This is a genomic window from Brevundimonas sanguinis (assembly GCF_029636725.1).
Taxonomy (GTDB): Bacteria; Pseudomonadota; Alphaproteobacteria; order Caulobacterales; family Caulobacteraceae; genus Brevundimonas; species Brevundimonas sanguinis.
On the sequence record NZ_CP116770.1, the window covers coordinates 2,702,934 to 2,715,551 of the forward strand.

The following is a 12,618-nucleotide window of genomic DNA, read 5'->3' on the forward strand; positions in this document are numbered from 1 at the left end:
GCTTTCGATCAGAAGTTGAAGCTGAGCGCCCCCACCAGGCGCCCGTCGTAGTTCTCGCCCAAGGCGTGGCTGTCGGTGTCGTACCAGCGGGCGTCGATCGCCCATCGCTCGCTCAGGTTGTATTTCACGCCCATGTTCCAGGCGTTGTAGTCGGCCCCGCCGTCGGCCGAACGAACGGCGAAGGCCGCCGAGGCCCGGGCGCGCGGGCCCAGCGGCGTGGCGGCCTGAGCCTCGATCCACCAGGCCTGCCGCGTCGCGGCGAAGCCTTCGGGCGTGTAGTTGACGCGCAGCCGCCCGGACACGCGCCCGATCCTGCGCGAGACGTCCGCCTGATATTCCCAATAGTTGGCGTCGACGCCGGCCCGCGTCCCAGGCAGGTCGCGGTTCATCACCGACAGGTCAAAGGCGAAGCCCGCCGCCCTGGGCCGCCAGCCCAGAGCCGCGACGATCTCGGCGTCCGCCCCCTGAGACAGGCGGGCTGTCGAGGCGAAGACGCTGCCGTAGAGATCGCCGTACGACGCCTCCAGCGTTCCGTTCAGGCTGGGATCGCCCGCGCTCTTGCCCAATCCCTTGCCGACGTATTCGCTGGCGAGACCCAGCTGGCCGCTCCAGCGGCCATCGACGGACTGCGCCGTCGCCGGGCCAGCAGCACAGGCGATCGCGACCAGAGCCGCCGTACAAAGCCCGCGCACGCCGTTCTGGCGGGGGGCTGAAACATGAAAGGGCATTCGGACCTCTTTTAAGCGAGACCGTCTTGCCCGGCATTTCCGTATGGAATCGTAAACTGCCGCCTACGTATAAGTCCGCATGTCCCAACAAGGGACGCCGCAACCGCAAGATCGACCTCTGCAGACGACATGAAGCGCCAACGTCGAAACTGTAGAGTTAAGCAATAGCGTTAACAAGACGATTGATATCATCGTTATTCTGAGAAACGGCGGTTTCTATGATCGCGCTGATCACGGGCGCTGATTGCAACATTCTCAACGAATATTTAGAACGCCCCGACGTCTCGATTCCTGACAACACTGTTATGAAGGATCCCGGCCTTGGTCGGGGGCGCCAGGAGGACTTTCGATTTATTCCGCATTGGACCGCCGCCCCGTCGCCGCGCATCGCAAACCCCACGCCTGGGCCGCGGCTCTGGCGTTCTCGACGCTGACGGGCGCCGGTCTGTTTTTGGCCCTGGCGTTTGCGTGGACCCCGACGCGCCCCGCGCTCGTGATCGCGCTGGTCTTTACCCTGCTGTCGATCCTGAGCCTGATCGCCGCCTGGCGTCAGGACCGCGACATGGCGCGCCAGCTGACCGCGCGCGACGCCATGCTGCACGCCGCCTTCCTGTCGACCCCCGCCCTCACCCTCAGCCGGGACGGCCTGATCCAGCGGATGAACGGCGCCGCCGTGGCCCTGTTCGGCCTGCCGCGCGAGGCGGCGCTGGGACGCCCCTTTTCCGATCTGACGGCCGAGTTCGACATGGACGCGGTCCACCAAGCCAACGACCAGGCGGGCCAGCTGGAAGCCCGCCGCGGCTACTGGACCGGCCGCCGCGCCGACGGCTCGACCTTTCCGCTCAGCCTGCGCTTCGGCCTGATACCGCCCACGCCCGGTCCCGGCGGATCGGGCGTGGAGCACGTCGCCCTGGCCCTGACCGACCTGACCCGTTCGCACGCCGCCGAGGCGCAGGCGCGCGAACTGCACGCCCAGCTCAACAAGGTCTGGCGGCTGAATTCCCTAGGCGAGATGGCCGCCACCCTGGCCCACGAGCTGAACCAGCCGCTCAGCGCCGCCACCGCCTATATGCACGCCAGCCAGGCGGAAATGCTCAAGGCCGGCCCCGCCGCCGAGCCCGCCCGGCCCCCGCTGGACCTGGCCAAGGGTCAACTGCTTCGCGCCGGCAAGCTGATCCACCGCATGCGCGAGCTTCTGACCATTGAAACCAGCGTGCTCGGGCGCGAGCGCGTCTCTTCGATGATCGAGGATCTGGCGCCCATTCTGCAGATGATCGGCCAGGACAAGAAGGTCGAGGTCCGCCTCGACGCCGAGGCCGAGGACGACGACGTCCGCGCCGACCGCATCCAGTTCCAGCAGGCTCTGGTCAATCTGGTGCGCAATGCGGTCGAGGCGGCGGCGGAGCGCCCCGACGGCGCGGTCGTCAGCGTCACCGGCCGGGTCGAGGGGCCCGTCTATCGCATCAGCGTCGAGGACAACGGGCCCGGCATCGCCGAGGCGGATATCGAACGCATCTTCCAGCCCCTGACCACCACCAAGTCGGCAGGCATGGGGCTGGGGCTATCGGTCACCCGCACCATCGTCGAGCGTCACGGCGGCGCTCTGTCGGCGCGCCGCAGTCCGTCGCTGGGCGGCGCCGCCTTCGCCTTCGCCCTGCGCCGTCACGAGGGAGGTTCGCGATGAGCCGTTCCGTCTTCGTCATCGACGATGATGACGCCGTCCGGGATTCCCTGCTGGCCCTGCTGCGGGCCGACGGCGTGCGGGCGCGCGGCTTCGCCGGAGGCGCCGACTTCTTCGCCGCCCTGCCCGGTGACGCCGCCGCCTGCGTCATCACCGATGTGCGGATGCCCGGCATGGACGGCGCCGAGCTGGTGCGCCGTCTGATCGAGCTGCGCGGCAACGCCTTGCCCATCATCGTCATCACCGGCCACGCCGACGTCACCATGGCGGTGCAGATGATGAAGTCCGGCATCGTCGACTTCATCGAAAAGCCGTTCGACCCCGAGCGCCTGATCGAGACCGTCCGCGCCTGTCTGAACCGGATGGACGATCTGGACCAGCGCCAGCAGGCCCGTCAGGCGGCGCAGATGCGTCTGGGACGGCTGACCCCGCGCGAGCGCCAGGTCTTCGACGCCCTGATCGCGGGCCTGTCCAACAAGGAGATCGCGCTGCAGCTGAAGATCAGCCCGCGCACCGTCGAGGTCTTCCGCGCCAAGGTCATGGCCAAGATGGAAGCCGACAGCCTGTCGGCCCTGGTGCGCATGGGGCTGATGCTCGTCTAGACTTTCGCGCGGGCGTGCAGCCTCGTCCGCGCCGAGGCGTTATGACGGCTCCCCGCCCCGTCCCGTGTCTTGCGTCCAAGGAGTCCGCCCCATGTCCGATCCCGCCCGTCTGCTGCGTCATCAGGCCTATGTCGACGGCCGCTGGATCGACGCCGACGGCGGCGGAACCCTCGAAGTGACCAACCCGGCCACGGGCGAGGTGCTGGCGACCGTCCCCGACATGGGCGCATCTGAGACCCGCCGCGCCATCGCCGCCGCCGAGGCCGCCATGAAGCCTTGGGCCGCCAAGACGGCCGGCGAGCGCGCCCGCATCCTGCGCCGCTGGTTCGACCTGATGATGAGCGAGCAGGACGCGCTGAGCCGCCTGTTGACCCGCGAACAGGGCAAGAGCCTGACCGAGGCCAAGGGCGAGATCGCCTATGCCGCCAGCTTCATCGAATGGTTCGCCGAGGAGGGCAAACGCACCTATGGCGAGGTCATCCCCAGCCACGACGCCTCCAAGCGGCTGGTGACGCTGCGCCAGCCGGTGGGCGTCGTCGGGGCCATCACGCCGTGGAACTTCCCCGCCGCCATGATCACCCGCAAGGTCGGCCCGGCCCTGGCCGCCGGCTGCGCCGTGGTGCTGAAGCCCGCCAGCCAGACGCCGCTGTCGGCGCTGGCTCTGGCTGTTCTGGCGGAAGAGGCGGGCCTGCCGCCCGGCCTGTTCAACGTCGTCACCGGCTCGGCCTCGGCCATCGGCGGCGAGCTGACGTCGAATGAAACGGTGCGCAAGATCAGCTTCACCGGCTCGACCGAGATCGGCCGCCTGCTGATGGAGCAGTCGTCACAGACCATCAAGAAGATGAGCCTGGAGCTGGGCGGCAACGCCCCCTTCCTGGTCTTCGACGACGCCGACATCGACGCGGCCGTGGCGGGCGCCGTGGCCTCGAAGTACCGCAACGCGGGCCAGACCTGCGTCTGCACCAACCGCTTCTATGTCCAGGCCGCCGTCTACGACGAATTCGTCGCCAAGCTGACCCAGGCCACCGAAGCGCTGAGGGTCGGAAACGGACTGGACGACGGCGTCCAGATCGGCCCCCTGATCGACGAGAAGGCGGTGAAGAAGGTCGAGGACCACGTCGCCGACGCCCTGGCCAAGGGCGCGACCCTTTTGACCGGCGGCGAGCGCCACAAGCTGGGCCGCACCTTCTTCCAGCCGACGGTCCTGTCGGGCGTGACCCAGGACATGCAGATGTGCCGCGAGGAGACCTTCGGCCCCGTCTCGGGCGTCGTTCGCTTCGAGACGGAAGAGGAAGGCGTTGCGCTGGCCAACGACACCATCTTCGGCCTGGCAGGCTATTTCTACGCCCGCGACCTGAGCCGCGTCTGGCGCGTGGCCGAGGCGATGCAGACCGGCATGATCGGCGTCAACACCGGCCTGATCTCCACCGAGGTCGCCCCCTTCGGCGGCATCAAACAGTCCGGCCTGGGCCGCGAGGGCTCCAGCCACGGCATCGAGGACTACCTGGAGATCAAATACCTCTGCATGGGCATCTGATCCCTCTCCCGATGGGAGAGGGCTTGAGCCTCCAAGAGCGCAGCGATTGGAACAGGCGAAAGGGTGAGGGTTCGCGGTGAACGTCGGCCGAAGGCCGTTGCGCAGCCTCTTCATCCTCTCTGGCTTGTCGAATAGAAGGCGATCTGCGGTTGCGCGACGGCTTACGCCGACTGACGCCTTAGCCCCTCACCCTTTCGCTTTGCGGATCGCCTTCGGCTCTCCGAAGCTCAAGCCCTCTCCCGTCGGGAGAGGGAAGCATAATTATTCGACCAAGGTCGGTCTGCGCAAACCGCCGTTCCTGCTGTCACTCTCCCTTCCGACGCTCGGCGCAAAGCACGCCGGGCGCGAGGGAAACGCGCCGCGCATCGCGGCCGCACAGGAAGGGAACTGCCCATGACCGACCGCGCCATAGGTGCGGCGGACGGCGGCGAGCACACGGTCGACAAGAACGACCGGCTGGTGATTCTCGCCTCCTCCGTCGGCACCGTCATCGAATGGTACGACTTCTATCTTTACGGCTCGCTGGCCGCGATCATCTCCGCCCAGTTCTTTTCCGGCGTGAATGAGACCACCGGCTTCATCTTCGCCCTGATGGCCTTCGCCGCGGGCTTTGCGGTCCGTCCGTTCGGGGCCATCGTCTTCGGCCGCATGGGCGATCTGTGGGGACGCAAGAACACCTTCCTGGTGACCATGCTGCTGATGGGCGTCTCGACCTTCGTGGTCGGCCTGTTGCCGCCCTACGCCGCCATCGGCATCGCCGCGCCGATCATCCTGGTGCTGATGCGCCTGATCCAGGGCCTGGCGCTGGGCGGGGAATACGGCGGCGCCGCCACCTATGTCGCCGAGCACGCCCCGGAGGGCAAGCGCGGCTTCTACACCTCCTTCATCCAGATCACCGCCACCGTGGGCCTGCTGCTCAGCCTGGCCGTGATCCTGGGCGTCCGTTTCAGCGTCGGCGAAGAGGCCTTCGTCGCATGGGGCTGGCGCATCCCCTTCCTGGTCTCGATCCTGCTGCTGGGCGTGTCCCTGTGGATCCGCCTGAAGCTGTCGGAAAGCCCGGCGTTCAAGCGCATGAAGGCCGAAGGCAAGGGCTCGACCACCCCGCTGAAGGACAGCTTCATGAAGTGGCCGAACCTGAAGCTGGTGCTGATCGCCCTGTTCGGCCTGGCCGCCGGTCAGGCCGTGGTCTGGTACACGGGTCAGTTCTACGCCCTGTTCTTCCTGGAAAAGACGCTGAGGGTCGATCCGACCCTGGCCAACATCCTGATCGCCGCCGCCCTGGCGCTGGCGACGCCCTTCTTCATCATCTTCGGCTGGCTGTCGGACAAGATCGGCCGCAAGCCCATCATCATGGCGGGCTGCCTGCTGGCCGCCGTGACCTATTTCCCGCTGTTCGGCGCCCTGACCGAGGCGGCCAACCCGCGTCTGGCCGCTGCGGCGGCCTCGTCGCCGGTGACCGTCGTCGCCGACCCGGCCGACTGCCACTTCCAGTTCGACCCCGTCGGCAAGACCGTCTTCAACAGCTCGTGCGACGTCGCCAAGACCCACCTGGCCAAGGCGGGCGTCACCTACGTCAATGAGGCCGCTCCCGCCGGGACCGTGGCCCAGGTGCGCATCGGCGATCGCGTGGTCGACAGCTTCAACGGCAAGACCATGGCCAAGGCGGACTTCGACGCGCAGAAGAAGACCTGGGACGCCGGCCTGACCGCCGCCCTGACCGAAGCCGGCTATCCGGCCAAGGCCGACAGCGAACTGGTCAACAAGCCGCTGGTGATCGGCATCCTGTTCCTGCTGGTCCTGTATGTGACCATGGTCTACGGCCCGATCGCCGCCGCCCTGGTCGAGATGTTCCCGACCAAGGTGCGCTACACCTCGATGTCCCTGCCCTATCACATCGGCAACGGCTGGTTCGGCGGCTTCCTGCCGACCACGGCGTTCGCCATGGTCGCGGCCACGGGCAACATCTACTATGGCCTGTGGTACCCCATCGCCATCGCCGTGCTGACCCTGATCATCGGCGTCCTCTTCGTGAAGGAAGGCAAGGACGTGAACATCCACGACTAAGGCGCGCGCCTCTCCCTCCCCGTCCCGGGGAGGGTGGCTGAGCCCGACAGGGCGAGGCCGGGTGGGGGCGGCCTGGCTGTTCAAGCGCCGACATCAGCCAGGCGTAGAGGCCAGGATCGCCTGGCCCTCCCCACCCGGTCTCCGCTTCGCTGCGACCACCCTCCCCGGGACGGGGAGGGAGAAGGTCGCGCAACTTTTCGCCAACCTGCGGGCGGTCCGGCTTCGGCCTGACCGCCCTCTTTTTCACTTGCCCGCCTGATCGCGCCCGGCCCAGATGACGCCCATGTTCAGCCTCGCCACCCTGGCCCTGACGGCCTTCTACATGGCCGCCCTGTTCGGTATCGCCTGGTGGTACGAGCGGCCGCAGATCAAGGCGCGGCGCGGGATGCTGGGGCCGTCGCTCTATGCCCTGTCGCTGGCTATATACTGCACGTCGTGGACCTACTACGGCGCCGTCGGCACGGCGGCGCGCGACGGGTGGGAGTATCTGCCCATCTACGCCGGGCCGATCCTGGGGCTGACCCTGCTGCTGCCGCTGTGGCGGCGCATCGCCTCGGCCGCCCGGCGCGAGAACGTCGGCTCGATGGCCGACTTCATCTCGTCGCGCTACGGCAAGAGCCCGGCGCTGGGCGCGGCGGTGGCGGGCGTCGCCATCCTGGGCTCGGTCCCCTACATCGCGCTGCAGCTCAAGTCGCTGTCGATGGCGGGCGAGCTGATCACGGCCGGCACCCCGGTCGCCGGGTCCGAGAGCCTGACCGTTCTGGTCATGGCGGCGGTTCTGGCCGGGTTCGCCATCCTGTTCGGCGCACGAAGGCCCGACCTGACCGAGCACAACCGCGGCCTGATCCAGGCCATCGGCATCGAGTCCATCGTCAAACTGGCCGCCCTGCTGGCCGTGGCCGTCTTCGCCGTCCTTCTGCTGGCCGCCTCGCCGTCGCGACAGGCCGTCGCCAACAGCTTGGGACAGTTGGGAACATGGCCGCACATCGACGCCCGCTTCATGGCCATCACCCTGGTGGCGACCCTGGCCATCTTCTGTCTGCCGCGTCAGTTCCATGTCGCCTTCGTCGAGGGCGGCGATCCGGCCCAGGTGCGCCGCGCGCGCTGGATCTTCCCCCTCTATCTGATCCTGACCACGCTGGCGGTCCTGCCGCTGGTGGCGGCGGGCGGGCTGTTCACGCCGCAGACCAATCCCGACCTGCTGGTGCTGGCCCTGCCGCTGGGCGCGCGGCAGAGCCTGCTGACCGCCGTGGTCTTCGTCGGCGGCTTCTCGGCCGCCACCGCCATGGTCATCGTCGAGGCCGTGGCCCTGTCGGCCATGGTGTCGAACAACCTGGTCCTGCCGTTGATGGCCGCCGGACGGCGGCGCGGCGCGGCGCCGCCGGACATGGCCCGTACCCTGCTGAACATCCGCCGCCTGGCCATCGTCGGCCTGCTGCTGCTGGCCTGGCTCTATTATCTGGCGATGGATCGATCCAGCGGTCTGGCGGCGATCGGCCTGGTGTCCTTCGCCGCCCTGGCCCAGTTGGCGCCGTCGCTGTTCGGAGCGGTGCTGTGGCGCGGCGGGCGGGCCAGCGGGGCGCTCGCGGGGCTGGCGGCGGGGATGACGGTCTGGGCCGTCATGCTGGCCGCGCCGCAGTTGGCCCCCGGTTTCGGCCTGAACGTGCCCGCCCTGCTGGGGCTGGAAGATCCGTTCGCCGCGGGCGTCTTCCTCAGCCTGTCGCTGAACCTGGGCGTCTTCGTCCTGGTGTCGCGGGCGCGGCCGCCCCGCCTGATCGACCGGGTCCAGGCCCGCGCCTTCGTCGACCGGCTCGGCCCGGACTGGATGGAGGGGCGCGGCGGCTCGGCCGGGGCCTCGGTCGGCGACCTGCGCGCCCTGGTCGCCCGCTTCATCGGCGACGAGCGGGCCGAGCGCGCCTTCGCCGCCTGGGCGCGAGAGACGGATATCAAGCTGAAGGACGCCGACCCGGCCGACGCGACGCTGGCCCGCGCCGCCGAGCGGATGCTGGCGGGGGCCGTCGGCGCCGCCGCCGCCCGCCGCGTCCTGGCCGCCGCCCTGGCCGCCGGAGGCCGCGCGCCCGAGGACGTGGTGCGGATGCTCGACGAGGCGTCCCAGGCCGTCCAGTTCAACCGCGACCTGCTGCAGACCACGCTGGACAACATCGACCAGGGCGTCAGCGTCGTCGACGAAGACCTGCGCCTGACCGCCTGGAACCGCCGCTATGTCGAGATGTTCGACCTGCCCGCCGGCTTCGTCCACGTCGGCCTGCCCATCGCCGCCGTCTATCGTCTGAACGCCGAGCGCGGCGAGGCGGGCGTACCGGCTCACGAGATCGACGCCTGGGTCGAGCGGCGGCTGGAGGCCCTGGCCCGCCGCATCCCCCACGACCACGAGCGCGAACAGCCCGACGGCCGCATCCTGCGCTCGTCCGGCGCGCCCATCCCCGGCGGCGGCTACGCCACCAGCTATACCGACATCACCGCCCTGCGCCGCGCCGCGCGCGAGCTGGAGGAGGCCAACGAGCGGCTGGAGGCCCGCGTCGCCGACCGCACCGAACGGCTGGAGGAGGCCCGCCGCACGGCCGAGGACGCCACCGCCTCCAAGACCCGCTTTCTGGCCGCAGCCAGCCACGACCTGCTGCAGCCGCTGCACGCCGCGCGTCTGTTCATCGCCGCCCTGAGGGAGGACGCGGATCTGGCCGGATCGCCCGCGCGCGGCCTGGCGACCAACGCCGACCGCGCCATCGACAGCGCCCACCGCCTGCTGACCGCCCTGCTGAACCTGTCCAAGCTGGAGGCGGGCGGAGTCCGGCCCGCCGTGGCGCCGTTGGCCCTGGGCGGCCTGTTCGACGAACTGGCGCGCGAGTTCGCCCCGGTCGCCCGCGCCAAGGGGCTGACGCTGACGGCGGCGCCGTCCAGCCTGTGGATCGCCTCGGACCGCGACCTGCTGCGCTCCATGCTGCAGAACCTGATCGCCAACGCCATCCGCTACACCGACCACGGGCGGGTGCTGATCGGGGCCCGGCGCGACGGCGAGCGGGTGCAGATTCTGGTCAGCGACACCGGGCGCGGCATCGCCGAAGCCGACCGGCAGGCGGTCTTCGGCGAGTTCGTGCGCCTGCCCGGCGCCCCGGTGGACGAGCCGGGCGCGGGCCTGGGCCTGGCCATCGTGCAGAAGCTGTCGGACCTGCTGGGCCACCCGCTGTCGCTGGCCTCGCACGTCGGGCGCGGCACGACCTTCCGCGTCGCCGTCCCGCGCGCCGCCGCCCGGCCCGAGCCGGAGATCACGCCCGACGACCTGCGCCTGCCTTTGACCGGTCTGCGGGTGCTGTGCGTGGACAACGAGCCGGCCATCCTCGACGCTCTGACGGCCTTGCTGGATCGTTGGGGCGCGCAGGCCGTGACCGCGCGCTCGGTCGCCGAAGCCCGCGCGGCGGTCGGCCCGTTCGACGCGGCCCTGGTCGATCTGCATCTGGGCGACGACGAGCCCGACGGGCTAGCCGCCGTCGATTGGCTGCGCGCGCGGGGAGTCAGGCGGATTGCGCTGGTGACGGCCGACACGCGCGAGGGGTTGAAAGAGAAGGCCGCGGCGGCGGGGGCGGTGCTGCTGCCGAAACCGGTCAAGCCCGCGGCGTTGAAGGCGTTTCTGCGCAGCTGACCCTTCTCCCCTTGTGGGAGAAGGTGGGCGCGGAGGCGCTCGGATGAGGGGTGTCGGCGCAGCGCTCAAAAGTCATTCAGGACGGGCTGCGCCTACTCGGACGCCATGGCGTTCACACCCCTCATCCGTCAGGCTTCGCCTGCCACCTTCTCCCACAAGGGGAGAAGGATTTAGATATCCAGCGACTGCGCCAGGATCACCGCCTGGGTCCGGTTCTGCACGCCCAGCTTGCGGAAGACGCTGGTCAGGTGCGCCTTGATCGTCGCCTCGGTGACGCCCAGGTCGAAGGCGATCTGCTTGTTCAGCCGCCCGACCTTCAGCCCCTCCAGAATCCGCAACTGCGACGGCGTCAGGCTGGCGATGCGGGCTTGCAGGTCGGCCTCCTCCTCGCCCGCCGCCTCGACCTCGGGCGCCCAGGTCTCGCCGTCGAGAATAGCCCGGATCGCCTCGACCATTTCAGGCAGGGCCGCCGATTTCGGAATGAAGCCCGCCGCCCCCAGCGACAGGGCGCGGCGGATGGTCGGCGCCTCCTCGCTGGCCGAGACGACGGCGACCGGCACGGCCGGATGATCGGCGCGGATCAGGGTCAGGCCCGTCATGCCGTCCACATCCGACAGCTTCAGGTCCAGCAACAGCAGGTCCACCGGCCCCGCGCCCAAGGCCGCCTGCGCCTCGGCCAGGCTGGCGCATTCGACGATCTGCGCGCCCTCGGACGCCTTTTCGACGGCCGACCTCAAGGCCGCGCGAAACAGGGGATGGTCGTCGGCGACGACGATGCGATCCATGAAGGTCCTTCCCACGCGCGGTTCTTGTTCATCGGGCCGCGTCGCGACGACACCATGCCGCGCCTCGACTTTGGTCGAAACTAGACGAATGGCTAATGGCCGCAAACCCGGACCGCGCGGAATGCTGCCGTCCTGAGGCCTGCGACAGACGGGCCCGGAACAACGGTCTGGGAGGACCTCGCATGGGAAGCTGCCGTCTGTTCGGCGGCGTGGCTGCGGCCGCGCTGCTGCTCGCGCCCGACGCCGCACTGGCTCAGGACGCCAGCGCCGCACTGGAAGCCCGTATCGCCCAGCTCGAAGCCGAGCTGAACAGTCTGAAATCCGAAGTCGCCGCTGCCAGAACGCAGCAGGCCTCGCAGGCGCAGGACATCGTCCGCCTCGAAGCGCGCCCTGCGCCCGTCCCGACGCCGACGCCCGTCTCTGACGCCCCGCGCGAGGAAGGCTTCCGCATCGGCGACCACACGGTGAAGTTCGGCGGCTTCATCAAGACCGACTTCACGGCGTCGAAATATTCCGGCGGCGACCCGGCCAACGGCGATCCCTTGCGCGACTATCACCTGCCCGGCTCCATTCCGGTCGGCGGCGCGGACGAAGACGTCGCCACCGACTTCAACGCCCGCCAGACCCGCTTCTGGCTGACCACCGACGGCGTGGTCGGCGGCCACAAGATCGGCACGCGTCTGGAGATGGACTTCCAGACCCTGCCCGGCTCCGGCGACCAGCGCACGACCAGCGGCTCGAACCCCGCCCTGCGCCGCGCCTTCGTCACCATCGACAACTGGCTGATCGGCCAGGAGTGGACCAACTTCCAGAACACCGCCGTCCTGCCGGAATCGGCGGACTTCGTCGGCGCGGCCGAGGGCACGGTCTTCGCCCGCCAGGCCCAGGTCCGCTATACGCGCGGCCCCTTCTCCATCGCGCTGGAGAACCCCGAGACCACCGTCACCCCCTTCGGCGGCGGCGCCCGCATCGTGGCCGACGACAACAGCCTGCCCGACCTGACCGCCCGCTATGGCCTCAGCCGTCCGTGGGGCGACGTGCAGCTGTCCGGCCTGGTGCGCCAGCTGAAGTATCAGAACCCGGCGACCAACGTGGATGCCACCGCTGTGGGCTGGGGCCTGTCGGCCTCGGCCAAGGTCAAGGTCGGGGCGCAGGACGACATCCGCCTGATGCTGACCGGCGGCGAAGGCGTCGGCCGCTATGTCGGGCTGAACTTCTCCAACGACGCCGTGCTGGACGCCTCGGGCGAGCTTGAGGCCATCGGCGTGATCGCAGGCTTCGCCGCCTATCGCCACGTCTGGGCGCCCGGCTGGCGCTCCAGCCTGATCTGGTCGACGCAGAGGGTGGACAACGACGTGCTGCTGACCGGGACCGGCGTCAACCGCTCGGCCCAGAGCCTTCACGCCAATCTGATCTGGTCGCCGGTCGCGGCGTTTGATGTCGGGGCCGAGGTGATGTTCGCTGACCGCAAACTCGAGTCAGGGCTGGACGGCGACATGACCCGTCTGATCCTGTTCGTGAAATACGGCTTCTAAGGCCGAAGAAGAAAAAGACTGCTGGAGG

General features: G+C 69.3%; 8 protein-coding genes. 6 read left to right on the forward strand and 2 right to left on the reverse strand.

The window, feature by feature from the left end:
- Nucleotides 1-8: 8 nt before the first annotated feature.
- The gene (locus PIB44_RS13335; RefSeq protein WP_278069727.1) at nucleotides 9-728 is read right to left on the reverse strand and encodes a TorF family putative porin; all 720 of its coding nucleotides are present in this window, start codon (nucleotides 726-728) and stop codon (nucleotides 9-11) included.
- A 361-nt stretch (nucleotides 729-1,089) separates the two neighbouring features.
- Between PIB44_RS13335 and PIB44_RS13340 the strand changes: the two genes are divergently transcribed.
- From PIB44_RS13340 to PIB44_RS13360, 5 genes are all read left to right on the forward strand, one after another.
- Nucleotides 1,090-2,412 (forward strand): two-component system sensor histidine kinase NtrB, encoded by a 1,323-nt coding sequence (locus PIB44_RS13340; RefSeq protein ID WP_278069728.1) that lies wholly within the window; start codon nucleotides 1,090-1,092, stop codon nucleotides 2,410-2,412.
- Nucleotides 2,409-3,011, forward strand: a complete 603-nt coding sequence (locus tag PIB44_RS13345) for a response regulator transcription factor (protein ID WP_278069729.1) — start codon at nucleotides 2,409-2,411, stop codon at nucleotides 3,009-3,011. The genes PIB44_RS13340 and PIB44_RS13345 overlap by 4 nt, the downstream gene beginning before the upstream one ends.
- A gap of 91 nt (nucleotides 3,012-3,102) precedes the next feature.
- Complete coding sequence (locus tag PIB44_RS13350) at nucleotides 3,103-4,548, forward strand: NAD-dependent succinate-semialdehyde dehydrogenase (RefSeq protein WP_278069730.1); 1,446 nt, start codon at nucleotides 3,103-3,105, stop codon at nucleotides 4,546-4,548.
- 393 nt (nucleotides 4,549-4,941) lie between these two features.
- Entirely contained in the window at nucleotides 4,942-6,612 is a 1,671-nt protein-coding gene (locus PIB44_RS13355; RefSeq protein WP_278069731.1) for an MFS transporter, read from the forward strand.
- 283 nt (nucleotides 6,613-6,895) lie between these two features.
- On the forward strand, nucleotides 6,896-10,270 hold the full coding sequence (locus tag PIB44_RS13360; protein WP_278069732.1) for a hybrid sensor histidine kinase/response regulator: 3,375 nt from the start codon (nucleotides 6,896-6,898) through the stop codon (nucleotides 10,268-10,270).
- A 170-nt stretch (nucleotides 10,271-10,440) separates the two neighbouring features.
- On the opposite strand, the gene PIB44_RS13365 is transcribed toward PIB44_RS13360, so the two are convergent.
- A complete protein-coding gene (locus PIB44_RS13365) occupies nucleotides 10,441-11,055 on the reverse strand; it encodes a response regulator transcription factor (protein ID WP_278069733.1) in 615 nt (204 codons plus the stop codon).
- A 182-nt stretch (nucleotides 11,056-11,237) separates the two neighbouring features.
- Here PIB44_RS13365 and PIB44_RS13370 point away from each other — a divergent pair, with 182 nt between their 5' ends.
- Nucleotides 11,238-12,590, forward strand: coding sequence for a DcaP family trimeric outer membrane transporter (locus PIB44_RS13370; RefSeq protein ID WP_278069734.1), 1,353 nt, complete (start codon nucleotides 11,238-11,240; stop codon nucleotides 12,588-12,590).
- Nucleotides 12,591-12,618: the final 28 nt, after the last annotated feature.